The sequence below is a fragment of the Staphylococcus ureilyticus genome (genome assembly GCF_025558845.1).
Classification (GTDB): domain Bacteria; phylum Bacillota; class Bacilli; order Staphylococcales; family Staphylococcaceae; genus Staphylococcus; species Staphylococcus ureilyticus.
This window is the reverse complement of sequence record NZ_CP094825.1, coordinates 1514173-1534644: the sequence shown is the minus strand read 5'-3', so window position 1 is coordinate 1534644 and position 20472 is coordinate 1514173. Positions and strand designations below refer to the sequence as shown.

The 20472-nt window shown below is 32.8% G+C and carries 16 protein-coding genes; 13 read left to right on the top strand and 3 right to left on the bottom strand.

Annotation, left to right across the window (positions count from 1 at the left end; translation table 11 throughout):
- Positions 1-63: 63 nt before the first annotated feature.
- The gene (locus MUA21_RS07480; RefSeq protein ID WP_046206821.1) at positions 64-891 is read left to right on the top strand and encodes a YtnP family quorum-quenching lactonase; all 828 of its coding nucleotides are present in this window, start codon (positions 64-66) and stop codon (positions 889-891) included.
- A gap of 176 nt (positions 892-1067) precedes the next feature.
- Here MUA21_RS07480 and MUA21_RS07475 read toward each other — a convergent pair whose 3' ends face one another.
- Entirely contained in the window at positions 1068-1385 is a 318-nt protein-coding gene (locus tag MUA21_RS07475) for a hypothetical protein (RefSeq protein WP_046206822.1), read from the bottom strand.
- An 82-nt stretch (positions 1386-1467) separates the two neighbouring features.
- On the opposite strand from MUA21_RS07475, the gene MUA21_RS07470 reads away from it, so the two are divergent.
- The 10 genes from MUA21_RS07470 to ccpA all read left to right on the top strand — a co-directional run bounded on the left by MUA21_RS07470 (position 1468) and on the right by ccpA (position 14414).
- A complete protein-coding gene (locus MUA21_RS07470) occupies positions 1468-2544 on the top strand; it encodes a M42 family metallopeptidase (protein WP_192945923.1) in 1077 nt (358 codons plus the stop codon).
- A 17-nt stretch (positions 2545-2561) separates the two neighbouring features.
- Positions 2562-2870: a thioredoxin family protein gene (locus MUA21_RS07465; protein ID WP_046206824.1), complete on the top strand. Its 309-nt coding sequence runs from the start codon at positions 2562-2564 to the stop codon at positions 2868-2870.
- Between the two features lie 125 nt (positions 2871-2995).
- Positions 2996-3859: a DUF1444 domain-containing protein gene (locus MUA21_RS07460; RefSeq protein ID WP_107525930.1), complete on the top strand. Its 864-nt coding sequence runs from the start codon at positions 2996-2998 to the stop codon at positions 3857-3859.
- 12 nt (positions 3860-3871) lie between these two features.
- Positions 3872-4471 carry a YtpR family tRNA-binding protein gene (gene ytpR / locus MUA21_RS07455; protein ID WP_262560979.1) on the top strand — a complete coding sequence of 200 codons (600 nt, stop codon included), beginning with the start codon at positions 3872-3874 and terminating at the stop codon, positions 4469-4471.
- A 17-nt stretch (positions 4472-4488) separates the two neighbouring features.
- Complete coding sequence (locus tag MUA21_RS07450; protein ID WP_262560978.1) at positions 4489-8157, top strand: DNA translocase FtsK; 3669 nt, start codon at positions 4489-4491, stop codon at positions 8155-8157.
- A gap of 23 nt (positions 8158-8180) precedes the next feature.
- Positions 8181-9494, top strand: a complete 1314-nt coding sequence (murC, locus tag MUA21_RS07445; protein WP_262560977.1) for a UDP-N-acetylmuramate--L-alanine ligase — start codon at positions 8181-8183, stop codon at positions 9492-9494.
- A 71-nt stretch (positions 9495-9565) separates the two neighbouring features.
- Positions 9566-10057: a DUF948 domain-containing protein gene (locus tag MUA21_RS07440; RefSeq protein ID WP_046206829.1), complete on the top strand. Its 492-nt coding sequence runs from the start codon at positions 9566-9568 to the stop codon at positions 10055-10057.
- 82 nt (positions 10058-10139) lie between these two features.
- A complete protein-coding gene (locus MUA21_RS07435) occupies positions 10140-11357 on the top strand; it encodes a hypothetical protein (protein ID WP_073341675.1) in 1218 nt (405 codons plus the stop codon).
- A 664-nt stretch (positions 11358-12021) separates the two neighbouring features.
- Positions 12022-13113, top strand: coding sequence for a bifunctional 3-deoxy-7-phosphoheptulonate synthase/chorismate mutase (locus tag MUA21_RS07430; RefSeq protein ID WP_107525926.1), 1092 nt, complete (start codon positions 12022-12024; stop codon positions 13111-13113).
- Between the two features lie 311 nt (positions 13114-13424).
- The gene (ccpA, locus tag MUA21_RS07425) at positions 13425-14414 is read left to right on the top strand and encodes a catabolite control protein A (RefSeq protein WP_262560975.1); all 990 of its coding nucleotides are present in this window, start codon (positions 13425-13427) and stop codon (positions 14412-14414) included.
- Positions 14415-14608: 194 nt separating this feature from the next.
- On the opposite strand, the gene MUA21_RS07420 is transcribed toward ccpA, so the two are convergent.
- Together MUA21_RS07420 and MUA21_RS07415 are read right to left on the bottom strand one after the other, a co-directional pair.
- Entirely contained in the window at positions 14609-15763 is a 1155-nt protein-coding gene (locus tag MUA21_RS07420) for an acetoin utilization protein AcuC (protein ID WP_262560973.1), read from the bottom strand.
- Positions 15764-15780: 17 nt separating this feature from the next.
- Complete coding sequence (locus MUA21_RS07415) at positions 15781-16413, bottom strand: hypothetical protein (protein ID WP_046206833.1); 633 nt, start codon at positions 16411-16413, stop codon at positions 15781-15783.
- Positions 16414-16594: 181 nt separating this feature from the next.
- Between MUA21_RS07415 and acsA the strand changes: the two genes are divergently transcribed.
- The gene (acsA, locus tag MUA21_RS07410; protein ID WP_046206834.1) at positions 16595-18304 is read left to right on the top strand and encodes an acetate--CoA ligase; all 1710 of its coding nucleotides are present in this window, start codon (positions 16595-16597) and stop codon (positions 18302-18304) included.
- A gap of 303 nt (positions 18305-18607) precedes the next feature.
- Positions 18608-20275: a formate--tetrahydrofolate ligase gene (locus MUA21_RS07405; RefSeq protein WP_046206835.1), complete on the top strand. Its 1668-nt coding sequence runs from the start codon at positions 18608-18610 to the stop codon at positions 20273-20275.
- Positions 20276-20472 lie beyond the last annotated feature (197 nt).

Sequence of the window (20472 nt, the reverse complement as noted above, 5' to 3'; positions counted from 1 at the left end):
GTACTGTGTATTATATTACTATATTAATTAATTAGTAATTAAATCAAGAAATGGGGACTGATTATGAAATTAGGAAATTTCAAGATACATTACCTGAACGGTGGCATTACAAATATTGATGGTGGAGCGATGTTTGGTGTGGTTCCGAAAGTTTTATGGGCTAAAAAATATGAGCAAAGTGAGGAAAATCGGATTCCATTACCTACACATCCAATTTTAATACAAACGGAAGAATTTAACTTTATTATTGATACTGGTATTGGTAATCATAAGCTTACCGAAAAAGAGCGTAAAATATTTGGTGTGCATTATGAAAGTAATATAGAAGAAGATTTAAAATTATTTAATTTGACAACGAATGATATTGATTATGTTTTAATGTCACATTTACACTTTGACCATGCGTCAGGATTAACTGATAGTGAAGGGCGTGCAGTTTTTAAAAATGCGATTCATGTTATTCAACAAGATGAATGGCATGAGTTTGTTAGCCCAAATATACGAAGTAAATCAACTTATTGGCAGAAAAATAATGGTGATTTCACCGATAAATTATTGCTGTTTGAAAAAGAAATTGAAATCGTCAAAGGGATTAATATGTATCATACTGGCGGCCATAGTTACGGTCACTCTATTATTACAGTAGAAAATGCAGGAGAAAAAGCAGTACATATGGGAGATATTTTTCCTACAGTCGCACATAAAAATCCACTGTGGGTAACTGCTTACGATGATTATCCAATGCAGTCTATAAGAGAAAAAGAACGCATGATACCTAGATTCATTTTAGAAAATTACTGGTTTTTATATTATCATGATGTAAATTACTTTGCTGTAAAATTTAATCAAAAGGAACCATCTGAAATCGAGCATTACATTACAAGAGAATAAAATAAAAGGTTAAAGTTTTGAACATTTGAAATAGCACTATATCTTAACTAAAAATACAATCAATGTCTTCATAGTTTGAGCAGTAATATAGTTTATTTCTTTCATTGTAATCATCTCAGTGTAGTCGACAAATATTTTCTACATGATACAAGTGTGTTCATAACTTTAACCGTTTATCATTTACATTCAATGATGTTTATCACTTCACCAGTTTTAGCGTCGGCATAAAAATCATAATAAGTGCGTTTGCCGTTATGAAGGGTAGTGATACCACCTTGAAAGACTTCTAATTGATCGCCAGCATTTTGATACATTATCGTTTCATTTAGTATGTAAGAACCTACAACATTCATAAAATAAGTTTTTACATCTGTAATAATAGCTTCTGGATTACGATTTTGTAGTTGCTTTTGACGCGTATAAAAATAAATTGATCCAACAATAGTTGTTATTGAAATTAAGCCGATGAAGAACCAACTTTTTTTATTCAACATATTACAATCTACCCCCAATAAATTCATATTTATAGTTTACCATAATGAAGATGATATAATAAATATTAAGGAGTGAATGACATTGAGTATAGACAAAAGTAAAACATTATCAAGAATGAAAATATTAACAGAATTACATGGAGCGCCAGGATTTGAAGATGATGTTAAATCATATTTGAAATCTGAAATGTCACCGTATGTAGATGACTTTGTATACAATCGAATGGGCGGCTTTTATGGAGTTAAGAGAGCTAAATCTAAAAATTCAAAGAAAATAATGGTTGCTGCTCATATGGACGAAGTAGGCTTTTTAATAACGCACATCACAGATAATGGGCTCTTACAATTCACGAATTTAGGTGGAGTAGCGACTGATATATGGCAAGGTCAAAGACTAAAAGTTAAAACAAGAAACAATGAAGAAGTCATAGGAGTCGTAGCGAATATACCGAAACATTTTAGGACAGGTAACGAAGGTGCACCAAAAATTGAGGATCTATTATTAGATATAGGTTGTGAAAGTGAACAAGATGTTATCAATCGAGGCATTCAAATTGGTGATACTATTGTTCCAGACACACCGTTCACACAGTTATCAGAGCATAGGTTTGCTAGTAAAGCGTGGGACAATCGTTATGGTTGTTTATTAGGTATAGAATTATTAGAATTATTAAAAGACGTAGAGCTAGATTTTGATTTATATGTTGGTGCAAATGTTCAGGAAGAGGTAGGGTTAAGAGGTGCAAAAGCCTCTGCTGAATTAATTGATCCGGATGTAGCTTTTGTAGTAGATTGTTCGCCAGCAAATGATATGAAAGGAAAGCAAAATCTTTCCGGTGAATTGGGTCAAGGGACATTGATTCGTATAAAAGATGGTACGATGATACTAAAACCAACGTTTAGAGATTTTCTATTAGATTTAGCAAACAAATTTCAAATTCCATATCAATATTATATGTCTCCAGGCGGTACAGATGGAGGAGAAATTCACAAAGCAAACATTGGTATTCCAACTGCAGTTATTGGTGTTTGTGCACGCTATATTCACAGTACAAATGCAGTATTTGATTTTCGTGATTATGACGCTGCAAGAAACTTAATATTACAATCAGTTAAAAATTTAGATGACGAAATAATAAATACTTTACAGTATAAATAATGTTTTGGAGTGATTAGATGGAACAATTAGAAAATGAACAACAATTTTTAGAATTTAAAAGAGGGGACACTGTATTTTTATTTACTGCTGATTGGTGTCCAGATTGTAAAGTGATTGAACCAGACTTACCACAACTTGAAGCGAAGTATACAAATTATAAATTTGTATCAGTGGATAGAGATAAATTTATAGATATTTGCATTGAACATGGTATTATGGGCATTCCTAGCTTTTTAGTATTTAGTAATGGACAACAAATTGGAAGTTATATTGGAAAAGAACGTAAATCCATTGAACAGATAGATAATTTTTTAGCTTCTTTATAAACATAAAGTGAATGAATCTTATTAAGTGCACGATAAAAATATACCCTTAGAACTTACTTTTTTTCTGTTCCTAAGGGTATATTTATTGTAAACTGTATAAAGACACGTAAATAGGAGTGTTAACGATGAATGTCTTTCAAATGAGAGATAAATTAAAAGATAGATTAAAACATTTAGATGTCAAATTTAGTTTTAATCGTGATGAAGAAACGCTACGCGTATCTAGAAATGATAATGGCAAAGGTGTCACTGTCAAACTTTCAACAATTGTAGCGAAATATAAAGAACAAAAAGAAAATATTGTAGATGAAATTGTATATTATGTCGAAGAAGCGATTGAACAAATGAAAGGGGAGGCGTTATCTGAAACAGAGAATATTGAGATAATGCCTGTATTAAGGTCGCCTAGTTTTGATAAAAAAGACAAAGTAGGTAATTCATTTGTTATAGATAAACATACTGCAGAAACTAATATTTATTATGCAGTAGATTTAGGAAAATCTTATCGATTGATAGATGAGCAAATGTTAGAAAAATTAAATCTTACTAAACAACAAGTGAAAGAAATGGCTTTATTTAATGTTCGAAAACTTGAAAACAAATATAAAACCGATGAAGTTAAGGGTAATATCTTCTATTTTGTAAATTCAAATGATGGTTATGATGCCAGTAGAATTTTAAATTCTACCTTTTTAAATGACATACAAGCGCAATGTGAAGGTGAGATGTTGGTGGCAGTACCGCATCAAGACGTGTTGATTATTGCTGATATTCGAAATAAAACAGGTTACGATGTTATGGCACACTTAACGATGGAATTCTTCACGAAAGGATTAGTTCCAATTACGTCACTTTCATTAGCTTATGATAATGGACATTTTGAGCCAATATTTATTTTGGGTAAAAATAATAAACAAAAAAGAAACCCAAATGTCATCCAAAGATTAGAAGCAACTCGAAAACAATATGAAAATAAAGATAAGGAATAAGGAGTTAAAAAAATGAATTTATTTTACAATAAAGAAGCTGTAGGAGATGTAGCTTTTTTTCAAATTGAGCCCGCAACTGGCGAATTTACGTATGAGACGAAGAATGATGTAGTAGCAATTCGTCAAGATAACAAAATTGTAGGTTTTAATATATTCAATGCATCAAAAGTGTCAGATATTGATGGAAATGGACATATAAAGTTGGATGAGAAGTTAATTCAGGACTTACAACAAGCAATTAAAAATGCTGGTTTCACGTTTGAACTAAATGCAGATTTATCACCAAAATTTGTTGTTGGTTATGTTGAAACTAAAGAAAAACACCCTGATGCTGATAAATTAAGTGTATTGAATGTAGATGTAGCAACAGAAAAGCTACAAATTGTTTGTGGTGCGCCGAATGTTGAAGCAGGGCAAAAGGTCGTTGTTGCAAAAGTAGGTGCAGTAATGCCTAGTGGAATGGTTATTAAAGATGCAGCCTTACGTGGTGTAGATTCAAGTGGAATGATTTGTTCTATGAAAGAATTAAATTTACCAAATGCACCACAGGAAAAAGGTATTATGGTATTGTCTGATGAATACAAAGTTGGACAGGCATTTTTTGAAGAATAGAAGGAGGTAATGTCCGAATGAGCTGGTTCGACAAATTATTTGGAGAAGAAAATGATCCTAATAAAGACTATCTAAATAAAAGAAACCAACGACGTCAAAAGAGTCAAGAACATCAAGACACATTACTTCCTCAAAATAACGATGTTTATGAGAGACCTAAAGGGAAATTTAGATTTCCAATGCGTGTTTTAGAAGAAAATAGTGAAACTGAGGACGCTATTAATGGAAAATCAGAAAATGAATTTAAAAATTCTGACCATAAATCAACTAGTCACCATACTGAGAATCACAGTCATAGAAGAAGAAGACAAATGGCTAATGAAAATGCTACAGATAAATTTACTCAATCATCTAAAGAATCATATGCAACATCTCGTAGTAAAACAAATGCGTCATTAGATAATGAAGTTCAAAAAGAAAAGAGACAACACAAAGGCAAAAGAACAAGAATTCAAACAGACGTTTTAGGTGGTACTGGACGTGAAAATGGTCATAGTACAAAAAGACATGAGCCCACTACCCCTCAATATCATAAAAGTGAATTTAAAGCTAGCGAGGTTCCGTCAGCTATTTTTGGCACTAAAAAACCACACCCTTTAGAAAATGGTGTGATAAAACCTAATCATCGTTTTAAAGATGATAATGAAAATAAAGTGCAAGAAGAACGAAAATCAAATTCTAATAATGACCATAATGACACTGCTGAAACAACGTTTGATCAACCTTCTCAAGTTGATAGCGAACAACCATCAGCTAAAAAGAGCAATGAACAACTACAAGATAAGTCGATACAACAAGAAAATGTATCACAAGCTACTACTACTCCAAAAAAGAATAATACCATCAATATAGAAAATATCTATGCTTCTCAAATTGTTGAAGAAATTCGTCGCGAACGTGAACGTAAAGTGCTTCAAAAACGTCAATTTAAAAAAGCATTGCAACAGAAGCGTCAAGAAAATCAACAAAATAATGAAGATACAATTCAAAAAGCAATTGATGAAATGTATGCACAGCAAGCAAAACAATATATTGGAGAAAGTTCATTAGATGGTGCACAAAATAAAATTAGTGATACAGACTATTCAACAAAATCGTCTGGTGAAGATGCAACGGATGAACATGATACAACTGACCAAATTGATACGTCACAATACAATTATCAAGAAATTAATTTAGACAATATAAGTAATGTACATAACATTAACGACTCTGACGATGTTTCAAATACAAATGAAAATCAAACAGAAAATGTAGAAACAGCATCAAATCTTACGGAATCATCAACGAATCATGCTAACGATGAAACAAATCTTTCTCAAGATATTGATCATGCAGATATAGACAATCATTTGCACCAACATGACGAAAATTCAAATGGAACTATTGATAATACTGGTGTTTCGGAAGCTACCTATAGAGAAATTTCAGATAATCAAAAAGATACGACACAAAATACAGTTGATTTGACTCAACAAACTAATAACAATGAACGAAAAACGTCACAATGTGAAAATGATGATGTATTAGATAATACATCATTGCATACCAATCATCATTTTGAAAAAGAAGATGAGCAATATGTAGATGAGTCTAATGATATTAACCAGAATGAATCACGGAATGAAGAAGATTTATCAACTTCAACTGAAGCGGATGAAAATGGTGAAGAAACAGTTGCTAATGACGTACAAATGTCAGAGAATAACGAAAATGAAGCACAACAAGATCATGTTAAAACAAACGCTAAAGCGAATAGCGATGAACAAAACAATCAACAACATAAAAATACAATCAACTCGAAAGGAAGCAAACCAAAACCTTTCAATGTAGTAATGACACCATCTGACAAAAAAAAAATGCTTGATGCCAAGAAAAATCTTAACGACACACATACTTTTGTGAACTCAAATGATACTGAATTACAACAATCAGATGAAAAAATAGATAAAACGGCACAAAGTGAAAAAGATGAATCAACTGCTGCATTTAATCAACAAATGCAAACTGAAACTAACCTGGAAGAACATAATTCTAATGCTAATGAGTCAAAAGATACGTTTATAAATAAGGAATCTGAAACGTTGACTGAGGATGAAGAAGTAGCATCCAGCATAGATGACAAAAATGAAGTTATAAGTCACAGGTATAATGGACAACCACAAAATGCAGAAACCAATCATGTGGATAAACATTCTGTAGATGCTACCGTTTCTCATAAATCAAATTCTGTGAATCAGCAGAACCAAAGCATGCAAGCATCCCAAGAAAGCAAAACAACTATACGAAAAGGTCCAAATATTAAACTTCCGAGTATTGATTTACTGGATGAACCTAAGGTCCATGAAGTAGATAATCAGTGGATTGAAGAAAAGAAACAAGAATTAAATGAAGCATTTTACTATTTCAATGTACCTGCGGAAGTTCAAACTGTTACAGAAGGGCCAAGTGTGACTCGTTTTGAATTATCTGTAGAAAAAGGTGTAAAAGTATCAAGAATCACTAACTTACAAGATGATATTAAAATGGCGTTAGCAGCAAAAGACATACGTATTGAAGCGCCTATTCCAGGTACAAGTTTAGTAGGCATTGAGGTGCCAAATCAGTCTTCAACACCTGTTAATTTACGTTCTATCATAGAAGATAATACTTTTAAAAATGTTGAATCTAAATTAACAGTTGCTATGGGACTTAGAATTAATAATGAGCCGTTAGTTATGGATATAGCAAAAACGCCTCATGCATTAATTGCTGGTGCTACAGGTTCAGGTAAATCAGTATCTATTAACAGCATTTTAATGTCATTATTGTATAAAAATCATCCTGAGGAGCTAAGATTATTACTTATCGATCCTAAGATGGTTGAGTTGGCACCATATAATGGTTTGCCACATTTGGTATCTCCTGTTATTACAGATGTTAAAGCTGCTACACAAAGTTTAAAATGGGCAGTGGAAGAAATGGAACGTCGTTATAAAGTATTTGCTAAATATCATGTTAGAAATATTACTGCATTTAATAAAAAGGCAAATTATGAAGATAGAATGCCAAAAATTGTTATAGTAATAGATGAATTAGCTGATTTAATGATGATGGCGCCACAAGAGGTTGAACAATCAATTGCACGAATTGCACAAAAAGCACGCGCATGTGGAATTCATATGTTAGTTGCAACACAAAGACCATCTGTAAATGTAATTACAGGGCTAATCAAAGCGAACATACCGACACGTATTGCTTTTATGGTATCTTCAAGCGTAGATTCACGTACAATTTTAGATAGTGGTGGAGCAGAACGCTTATTAGGTTATGGAGATATGCTCTACCTAGGAAGTGGAATGAACAAACCAATACGTGTCCAAGGAACTTTCGTTTCTGATGAAGAAATTGATGATGTCGTTGATTTTATAAAACAGCAACGTGAACCTGATTATCTTTTTGAAGAAAAAGAATTGTTGAAAAAAGTAGAAAGTCATCCGCAAGATGACTTATTCGACGATGTATGTCGATTTATGGTACAAGAAGGACATATTTCTACTTCACTGATACAAAGACATTTCCAAATCGGTTATAATCGAGCTGCTAGAATTGTAGACCAATTAGAACAGTTAGGTTATATTTCGGAAGCAAATGGTTCTAAACCCAGAGATGTGTATATCACTGAGTCTGATTTAAATGATAATTAATATAGAGATAAAGGAGTGTTACAATGACACATTACCATTTTGTCGGCATTAAAGGTGCCGGAATGAGTTCATTAGCACAAATCATGCATGATCTTGGAAATGAAGTACAAGGGTCAGATATTAAGAATTATGTTTTTACAGAAGTCGCATTAAAAAATAAAGGTATAAAAATTCTCCCTTTTGATGCAGATAATATTAAGGAAGATATGGTCATTGTTCAAGGTAATGCATTTCCTGATACGCATGAAGAAGTTGTACGCGCGCATGATTTAAATTTAGAAGTGATTCGTTATCACGATTTCTTAGGTCATGTTATTAACCAATATACTTCAGTTGCTGTAACAGGTGCGCATGGTAAAACATCAACAACTGGTTTACTATCACATGTTATGAATGGAGATAAAAAAACATCCTTTTTAATTGGTGACGGTACTGGATTAGGTATTCCAGCTAGTGATTACTTTGCTTTTGAAGCATGCGAATACCGTAGACATTTTTTAAGTTATCATCCGGATTATACAATTATGACAAATATTGATTTTGATCATCCAGATTATTTTAAAGATGTACATGATGTTTTTAATGCCTTTCAAGAAATGGCGCAAAATGTAAAAAAAGCAATTATCGCATGGGGAGATGATCCATATCTTCGTGATTTAAAAGCAGATGTAGCTATTTATTATTATGGATTTTCTGAAAATGACGATATTTATGCGGATAATATTCAAATTAGTGAGAAGGGTACACAATTTGATGTTTATATTAATAATAATTTTTATGATACCTTCTTATCTCCACAATTTGGAGACCATAATATCTTAAATGGACTTGCTGTAATAGCAATCAGTTATTTAGAAGGATTGAACGTTGATAATATTAAAGAAGCGTTAGAAACATTTGGTGGTGTAAAACGTAGATTTAATGAAACTAAGGCAGGTAAACAAGTATTAGTAGATGATTATGCTCACCATCCAAGAGAAATTAGTGCTACAATTGAGACAGCACGAAAAAAATATCCTAATAAAGAAGTTATAGCTGTTTTCCAACCACATACTTTCAGTAGAACACAAGCTTTTTTAGAAGAATTTGCTGAATGTTTAAGTCTTGCGGATAAAACATTTTTATGCGAAATTTTCGGCTCAATAAGAGAAAACAATGGCGAACTAACTATTCAAGACTTGGTTGAAAGGGTAGATGGTTCTAAACTTATTGATGAGCAAAGTGTAAATACTTTAGAACAATATGAAGATGCGGTTATCTTATTTATGGGTGCAGGCGATATACAAAAAATCCAGCGCGCATATATGGAAAATATCGGTGTAACTACCTCATTTTAATATGTTTATGTTAAAATGATGTGGGTATTTATATTAAATAACAACATATGTTTTTTTAGGAGGCGTTTTTAATGGAATGGATTTTACCTATAGCTGGAATAATTGCAGCGATTGCTTTTTTAGTGTTATGTATAGGAATCGTTGTTGTATTACTTTCAGTTAAGAAAAATTTAGATCACGTTGCTAAAACTCTTGATGGAGTTGAAGGACAAATTCAAGGGATTACACGTGAGTCTACTGATTTACTTCATAAAGCGAATCGCTTAACTGAAGATATTCAAGATAAATCAGAACGTTTAAACTCTGTCGTTGATGCTGTTAAAGGTATCGGTGATTCAGTTCAAACATTAAATGGTTCTGTTGATCGAGTAACAAACTCAATCACGCACAATATTTCTCAAAATGAAGATAAAATTTCTCAAGTTGTACAATGGTCAAATGTTGCAATGGAAGTTGCTGACAAATGGCAAAACAGAAGAAATCGTAGAGAAAGTGCAAATTATAAAACAAGTAGCGTAGCAAATGATGCAAATCACAGCTATACTACACGTGTTGACCATTAATCATTTATATACTTAAAAAACAAATGCACTTAAATGAGGTATAAACTTATTTAAGTGCATTTGTTATAGGAGGCATTCAAATATGAAGTACTATAATCGAGATGATTACGAAAGAAATTTAGAAAGTTATGAAGTACCAGAATATTTTACTTCCGGTGCTAGAAATGTGTTTGTTTATGGATTTATAGTAGGTGCTGTGATAGGTTCGGCTGTAGGATTAGTGTCTATTAGTAAATCACGTCAAAGTGAGAAATCCGTTCCTAAAAGTAATAAAACATTCAAATCAAATGTAGTTAAAGAAGCTGAAAATGACAAACTAGAAGCAGAACGTCAAGTTGCGCATATTAAAGAAAAAGCAATTACAAACAATGAATTAGGTGCGCAAAAAGTTGCAATTCAACAAGAGACGGCTACTCACAACTTATCTGATACGTCACCACAAGCACAAGATACATTAACTGAACAACAATCGGATGAAACATCAGAAGGCTTGAATAATATTGATGAACAAGCACAACCAACTGATAGTGAAAAGAATGCTCAAAAAAATGCAATCAAGAAAGAGTCAGAAACACATCATTTAGCTGATTCTACAGTTGCTTCAACGTCTAACGAATCACAAAAAAATGATACAGTATCGGCTACGAAATTAGCCAATGCTGCTGAAGAAAAAAATAAAGCTTTAACAAATGACCCGACAATTAAGAAAAATACAACTGAACTTGTAACAGAAGAAAGTGTAAAATCTAATTCTAAAAAAGAAGTACCTAATTTAGTTACAAAAAATGACAAGACTGAAGCTAAAGATAGCTTAAATTCAGCAACAATTGCAGGTGGTATTACTGCTTCGGGATTAGCATTAGCAGCGAGTCAAAAACGTGATGCAATGTCTAAAGACCCAAAAGTAGCTGAAAAAACCGTTAATTTATTAAAACCTGAATCTTTAACAGTCAAAGGTAATCAAGAAGTGCCTAATTTAGTTACAAAGAAATTAGATAATGCAGTTGAAAATAATAATAAAGTAGAAAATTCTGCTGATAAACATGATCAATCTTCAACTAAAAATACACCTCAGGCTGCAGAGCAACGTGTTAAACAAACACATAAAAGTGTGTCGTTTAAAGACGGTATAATTGTACATGATAATGCTGAACAAGGTATTAGTAAGCAATCTTCTAATAATAGTACTGATAGCTCTAATTCTGACAATGAGGTGCCAACATATTCAAAAAATAGATTGCAAAGCAAAAAGACTGAAAAAGCAAAAAGTAAAATAGATAAAAGAACATTTAATGATTAAAAACTGTTATGTGATTTTGGAATAAATTCTATTCTCAAAATAAGAGGGCCAATTCATAATATGGATTGGTCCTATTTATAGTTAAAATCCTATGGTTTTGACTGTCCATGCTTGGCTAGGATATGGTTCGAGCCTGTAGTCTCTCACTCATACGATTCCCCTAGGTGTCAGCACATTACAAAATCGGTATAATTGATATTTTGTTACTCAAAAAATAAGGCACTTACGTATAATTTAATAAACATTACTCAACTAAATTAACGAAATGCCTTATATGTGAAATGTATATCTTTACTCAACATACACTGTCAATGGACACTTCAGCACTTATTCCTACAATTATCAGTAAACTAAAAATTAACGAATCAACTACCCGCATTAGATAACATAAGTATAGCTACTTATATCAAGTGGGGTATAATATCCTTGCATACGTTGTGATGAGACGTTGGTATAATTTGATTATTTATGGAATAGTGTAAAAATACGGCTAGAAAATAACAGAAAATTCAGTTATCATTAAACGTATTCACTTTAAAAGTGATTTTTTACGTTTGAGACTTGAACTTATATGCAGTTATTGTTAGAATTACGTTTAACAAATATTTTATCGCTTTAAAGCAGAATAAAATATCGCTGTAAAATTTTCATAGAGGTGACTAAAATGACAGACAAATTACAAGAATACAGAGATGAAATTGTTGGAATTAATGAACAAATACTAGACCTATTATCTAAAAGAGGGAAGATTGCACAAAAAATAGGTGAAGAAAAGCGCAAGCAGGGTACAATGGTTTATGACCCTCAACGTGAAAAAGAAATGATTAACCAACTATTAGATAAAAACGAAGGTCCGTTTAATGATAATGTGATTAAACAACTATTTAAAGAAATATTTAAAGCCTCTACTGACTTGCAAAAATCAGAGAATGAAAAACATTTATATGTATCTAGAAAATTGAAACCAGAAGATACGATTGTTCAGTTTGATAATAAAGGTATTATTGGTGATGGTAATAAATCTTTTGTTTTTGGTCCATGCTCAGTTGAATCACAAGAACAAGTAGATACAGTTGCAGCAAATTTACAAGCTAAAGGTGAAAAGTTCATTAGAGGTGGAGCGTTTAAACCTCGTACATCACCTTATGATTTCCAAGGTTTAGGTGAAGAAGGACTAAAAATACTTAAAAATACAAAAGATAAATATGGTTTAAATGTTGTAAGTGAAATTGTAAATCCAGCAGATTTTGAAATCGCTGATCAATATTTAGACGTTTTCCAAATTGGTGCGCGTAATATGCAAAATTTCGAATTATTAAAAGAAGCAGGACGTTCTAATAAGCCAGTATTATTAAAACGTGGATTAGCCGCTACAATCGAAGAATTTATCTTTGCAGCTGAATATATTGCATCGCAAGGTAATGAAAATATAATTTTATGTGAACGTGGTATACGTACATATGAAAAAGCTACAAGAAATACATTAGATATTTCAGCAGTACCGATTTTAAAACAGGGTACACATTTACCAGTTTTAGTAGATGTTACACATAGTACTGGACGTAAAGATATCATGTTACCAACTGCAAAAGCAGGTTTAGCTGTTGGTGCTGATGGTATTATGGCAGAAGTTCACCCAGATCCTTCTGTTGCATTAAGTGATAGCGGTCAACAAATGGATTTAAATGAATTTGAAAAATTCTACAATGAATTAAAACCATTAGCTGATATGTATAACAATAAACAATTAAAATAATTTATATCATACGATGACTTTATAACCTCTATTTTGCATACTAATTATTTAGGTGCTTATAGAGGTTTTTATATTTCTTTTCAATAGCTATTTATATGAATTTATATTAATATTAATTACTGTTTTTGAAAATGATTGAAATAGAAATAAAAACTTATACTTAAATAAGATTTAATAAATTATTATGAAATTGACATTATTATGACATTCAAATCAAAATGATTTTACATTTACGAAAAATATGGTAAACTTTGAAAATGTTATGAAAACAGAGTATAATAATAAAGAAATCGCTTTCAAGGAGGAAGTTTATGACTGTAACAATTTATGATGTAGCTAGAGAAGCAAGGGTATCTATGGCTACTGTTTCGCGTGTCGTAAATGGTAACCAAAATGTAAAACCGGAAACACGAGACAAAGTGAACGAAGTTATTAAAAAGTTGAGTTATCGTCCCAACGCAGTAGCAAGAGGATTAGCAAGTAAACGTACGACGACTGTTGGGGTAATCATCCCAGATATTTCAAATGTGTATTATTCACAACTCGCACGTGGTTTAGAAGATATTGCTACAATGTATAAATATCACTCAATCATATCGAATTCTGATAATGACCCTGGCAAAGAGAAAGAAATTTTTAATAATTTATTAAGTAAGCAAGTAGATGGCATTATCTTTTTAGGTGGAACGATATCAGAAGAAATTAAAGAATTGATTAATAAATCATCTGTTCCAGTAGTCGTGTCAGGTACAAACGGTAAAGATGAAGGAATTTCATCAGTCAATATCGATTTCCAAACAGCTGCAAAAGAAATCACAGCGCACTTAATAGAAAAAGGAGCAAAACGTTTTGCTTTTGTAGGCGGAGACTATTCCAAAAAGGCACAAGAAGATGTGTTAGAAGGATTAAAAGAGGTTTTATCAGAAAATCAATTAATATTAGATGAACAATTAGTTTTCAATGGCAATGAGACCTATAAAGATGGTTTACGTGCATTTGATGCATTAAAATCTACTAAACCAGATGCTATTTTATCAATTAGTGATGAACAAGCAATTGGTTTAGTTCATGCAGCACAAGATGAAGGTGTAACTGTTCCAGATGATTTACAAATTGTTAGTTTTAATAACACACGTTTAGTTGAAATGGTTAGACCACAATTATCAAGTGTGATTCAGCCGTTGTATGACATTGGTGCAGTGGGAATGAGATTATTAACCAAATATATGAACGAAGAAGAAATTGATGAACCTAATGTGATTTTACCACATAGAATTGAATACAGAGGTACAACACAATAAAGTTAATAAAACAGCAGAATCTTGGACATAAATTTTATGTAACATGATTTCGTTGTCCGAGTTAAGTAAGAATGAACAGGGTTTAAGTGTCACCTGATCTGCAACTCGTGCAAAAGCCCCACTAACTCAACGAACTGAGTAGTGGGGCTTTATCATGTCTGTATTTTTATGTAATAAAATAATGAATACCAATGTTATTTAAACCAACTTAATACTTGAGTTGCATGTTTCATATTGATTTCTGTAATTTCTTTACGTCTAGGTATCAATTGATAATCTAGTTTTTGGTCTTTCCAAGTTGTAGGTAATTCACAAGTAGCATAGGGTGTCCACTTAGCGATCCACTTTTCAGGTAATTTGCCTTGCTGTTGTTGTTCACCAATTAATGCTAAAAAAACATGCGTCCATGCCCTAGGTACAACTTTCCAAATATTGTAACCACCGCCACCAAACATAATTACTTTTCCATCAGTATATTTATCTGCTAATGCTTTAATTTTATAGGGGATTTCATATAGTGCATTTAATGTACAACTCATATGTGTGAGTGGGTCTAAATAATGAATATCTACACCGTGCACACTCACAATGATATCAGGTTTGAAAGAGGCAACCACAGGTTCTAATGTTTCATTTAAGACTTCTAGATAAGAATCATCTTCTGTGTAGGGTTCAAGTGGTATATTGACGGTATAACCGAAGCCTTGTTCATTGCCGCGTTCTGTATAGTTTCCCGAACCAGGGAATAAAAATTTGCCTGTTTCATGTATAGAATAAATTAATGCATCGTTGTTAGTGTAAAAGCTCCATTGTGTTCCATCCCCATGATGTGCATCTGTATCTATACACATTACTCGTAAATCATAATGCTTGATGAGATAAGCAATGGTAATTGCCACATCATTGTATATGCAGAAACCATTGGCACGACCTGGCAAACTATGATGTAATCCACCACCTAAATGGCAACCATTGGTGAATGTACCGTCCATAATTTTATCAGCTAAATTAAGGGCACCACCCACAATGCGTGCACTGTGTTTATGCATCATTCTAAACTGTAGTGTATCGCTTCCATCTAAGCCATATTTCTTAGCTTCATTGTCATTTAAAATGCCATGTGATGCACGTCTAATAGATTGTATATAATCATAGCTATGAATCAAATTTAATTCGTCATCTTTAGCGATTCGCGGTTTAACAATATGTTCAGGTTTTAAATAACCTAAATCACTTAATAGTTCAGTTGTCAGTTTCAATCTCATTTGATTGAAAGGATGTTGATTACTAAAACGGTATTGTAAGATTTCGTTTGAATAAACAAAACCAGTTTTTTGGGTATTGCTCATATTGATTTAACTCCCCTTTAAAAGAAAAAGCGATTCTTGTATCTTAAATCATCGAATGCTTGTAATTGATCAATGGAAATGCGTGCACCTATTCTTGCCATTAAACAATTTGCTGGGTGACTAGTGATTTCAGGATCATCTGTAGCAAAAATTTCTAGGCCCCCATAACCCATTAATTTTTGCATTAATTTTTTATAAGCAAAAACATCTAGACCTGAATTTTTTAAATCCCAATGCCAATAATACTCAGTAGTTAAAACGATATAATCTTCATATTCATCGGCCGCCAAACTTAAACGAATGAGTTTACTGCCTAAATGTAAATGTCGATAAGGTAAACTAATTTCTATCGCACCCAGTTCAATTAAATACTCAAGGTTACCATCAGACCAACGTTCTAATGGATCAGGATAGTGATAAGTGACATAACCTACAATATGGTCATGCTTTCTAATTACAAAAATTCTACCTTCTTTTAATTCACTAATTTCTTTTATAGCTATAAATTGATCGTTAGGTTGTCGAAAAGCAGAAAGTCCATCATCAAAAGTCATAAGTTCAAGATTTTCTCTAGAGACAGGGCCTTCTATTATAAATGTACCTTCGTCCAAATGAAATGTTTGAAATTGATACGTTTTTATATGTTCCATTTTTTCACTCCAAACGACTGTAGATGAATGTCATATTCACCCTTTAATACTTTTAGTATAAGTGATTTCGGAGAAAATTAACACGATAATGTATCCGTTTACACCAATTATTTTGAAAATTGTGAATTTGTTAGTTATAATATGCATTAAGCATTCGATTTCATTAAGAGGGGGATTTAGAATGAAAGTAGAAGTATATAAAGGGGAAGAAGGAAATTTTAACCTTCAAAACTATGAGAAGCAATACAACAACTTTGATTGGAAAGAGGTCGAAAAAGCATTTTCATGGTATGACACAGGTAAAGTGAATATGGCGCATGAATGTATCGATCGCCATGTGGATGAAGGTAAAGGAGAAAAAGTTGCACTTCATTATAAAGATGATCAGAGACAAGAAAGTTATACTTTCAGTGAAATGAAATCAAAATCAAATAAAGCTGCAAATGTTTTAAAAGATAAAGCCAACGTTGAAAAAGGTGATCGTGTATTTATTTTTATGCCAAGAACACCTGAACTTTATTTTGCATTATTTGGTATTTTGAAAATAGGTGCAATTGTAGGCCCATTATTTGAAGCATTTATGGAAAAAGCTGTTGGAGATAGACTAGAAAATAGTGAGGCAAAAGTAATAGTTACTACTAACAGTTTATTGCCAAGAATACCTGTAGATAAGTTACCAAATTTAGAAACAATCATTGTAGTTGATAATGATGTAGATGGTGCATATGTAGATTTCAATAGTGAATTTGAACAAGCGAGTGATCAATTTGAAACGGAATGGTTAGATTTAGATGATGGTTTGATTTTACATTATACATCAGGCTCAACTGGTCAACCTAAGGGCGTATTACATGCGCAAAAAGCGATGTTAGTACATTATATTTCAGGTAAATATGTACTTGATTTTAAAGATGATGATGTGTATTGGTGTACAGCAGATCCAGGATGGGTCACTGGAACATCTTATGGTATATTTAGCCCTTGGTTAAACGGCGTTACGAATTGTATTGCGGGAGGTAGATTTTCTCCTGAAGCATGGTATGGTATGATAGAAGAATTTAAAGTGACTATATGGTATACGGCTCCAACAGCATTAAGAATGTTAATGAGTGCTGGTGATGATATTGTTGAAAAATATGACTTGTCATCATTAAAGAGTATTTTATCTGTCGGTGAACCATTAAACCCTGAAGTCATTAAATGGGCAAAAGATGTATTTGGACTGCGTGTGCTAGATACTTGGTGGATGACTGAAACAGGTGGCCATATGATTGTAAACTATCCTTCGATGGATGTGAAATTAGGTTCAATGGGTAAACCATTACCAGGTATTGAGGCATCAATTGTAGATGATCAAGGTAATGAATTACCTCCTAATCGCATGGGTAATTTGGCAATTAAAAAAGGTTGGCCATCCATGATGATTTCTATTTGGAATAATCCTGAAAAATATGAATCGTATTTCATTGGTGACTGGTATGTATCTGGAGACTCAGCTTATAAAGATGAAGATGGATATTTCTGGTTCCAAGGTCGTGTTGATGATGTAATCATGACTGCTGGTGAACGCGTAGGTCCATTTGAAGTAGAATCGAAATTAGTGGAGCACGAAGCAGTTGCAGAAGCAGGCGTCATTGGTAAACCAGATCCTGTACGCGGTGAAATTATTAAAGCATTTGTTGCGCTACGCCCTGAATTTGAGGAAAGTGATGAGTTGAAAGAAGAAATTCGTAAGTTTGTTAAAGAAGGTTTAGCTGCACATGCTGCACCACGTGAAATAGAATTTAAAGAAAAATTACCGAAAACACGTTCAGGTAAAATTATGCGTCGCGTACTAAAAGCATGGGAGCTTGACTTGCCAGAAGGCGACTTAAGTACGATGGAAGATTAATTAAATACAAAGTGTTAAAGTTTTATTTCACATGCAAAAATTGCTAAAAACACTCCTTTATTGATAGGTTTTAACTTTGCTTAAAATTTTGAAATAAAGGAGTTTTTAGTGTAATAAAACAATATGAGTATAAATGTATATCATAATTTTACAAAAGTAGCTTATTATTTTGAAAGCGTTATCTCTATTAATCGACAACACAACATTATTTGGTTATTATGAATATGTAAGGAATTTTGACTCACTGATTAAAATTTGATTTTTAATAGTGATTAAAATTTATAAAAGAAGGGGCGAATGAATTTGGCACATTTATCAGACTTAGATATTGCTAATCAATCAACATTACAACCTATAGGGGACATAGCTGAAAAAGTAGGTATTCCAGCAGATGCTTTAGAACCATATGGACACTATAAGGCTAAGATAGATATTAACCAAGTTAAACAAAAAGATAACAAAGGGAAAGTCGTATTAGTAACAGCTATGAGCCCAACACCAGCTGGTGAGGGGAAATCAACAGTTACTGTTGGTTTGTCTGATGCATTTAACCAATTAAAGAAAAATGTAATGGTTGCATTACGTGAACCAGCTTTAGGACCAACGTTTGGTATTAAAGGTGGAGCGACAGGTGGCGGATACGCTCAAGTGTTACCGATGGAAGATATTAACTTGCATTTTAATGGTGATTTCCATGCGATTACTACAGCGAATAATGCTTTATCAGCATTTATTGATAACCATATTCATCAAGGCAATGACTTAGGCATTGACCAAAGAAGAATTGAGTGGAAACGCGTTTTAGACATGAATGATCGTGCGCTAAGAAATGTGATCGTAGGATTAGGTGGGCCAACGCAAGGTGTACCACGTGAAGATGGTTTCAATATTACAGTGGCTTCAGAAATTATGGCAATTTTATGTTTAGCTAATGATATTCAAGATTTAAAATCTAAAATCAGCAAAATTACAGTAGGTTATACAAGAGATCGTAAACCTGTCACTGTTGCGGATTTAAAAGTTGAAGGTGCATTAGCAATGATACTTAAAGACGCAATCAAACCAAATTTAGTCCAAACGATTGAAGGTACACCTGCATTAGTACACGGTGGCCCATTTGCAAATATTGCACATGGTTGTAACTCAATTCTTGCTACTCAAACAGCAAGAGAATTAGCTGATATTGTCGTAACAGAAGCAGGCTTTGGCTCAGATTTAGGTGCTGAGAAATTTATTAATATCAAGGCACGTGAGGCAGGATTTGAACCATCAGCAGTCGTAGTAGTAGCTACGATTCGCGCGATTAAAATGCATGGCGGCGTTGCAAAAGACAACCTTAAAGAAGAAAACGTTGATGCATTAAAAGCAGGAATTGTAAACTTAGAACGCCATGTAAATAACGTGAAAAAATATGGGTTAGAACCAGTGATTGCATTAAATGCATTTATTCACGATACAGATGCAGAAACTAAATTTGTTCAAGAATGGGCAAAAGAAAATGGTGTACGACTAGCTTTAACAGAAGTTTGGGAAAAAGGCGGTAAAGGTGGAATCGATTTAGCTAACGAAGTGTTAGAAGTGATCGAACAACCACAAGATTTCAAACATTTATATGAACTAGAGCAACCATTAGAAGATAAAATTGAAACAATCGTAAAAGAAATTTACGGCGGTAGCAAAGTAACATTTAGTAGTAAAGCTCAAAAACAATTAAAACAATTTAAAGAAAATGGTTGGGATCATTATCCTGTATGTATGGCCAAAACACAATATTCATTTTCAGATGATGCAACGTTATTAGGTGCACCTGAAGGTTTTGAAATTACAATCCGTGAATTAGAAGCGAAAACAGGTGCAGGGTTTATTGTCGCACTGACTGGTGCAATAATGACAATGCCTGGTTTACCTAAACAACCTGCCGCATTAAAAATGGATGTTACAGATGATGGACATGCAGTTGGTTTATTCTAAATATTTGTTTAAAAAGTTTAGAAAAAGGCCTAACGATTTCTGACTTTAAAATAGGGGTCAATTTATAACGAAACTGACCTCAATCAGTGAGACTAAATAAAAACACTTTCGTTGAATTCGTTTTAAATGAATCATTCGAAAGTGTTTTTCTATGTGCAATGTTGTTTATCTTAGAGATATAAAAACTAACTCATTTA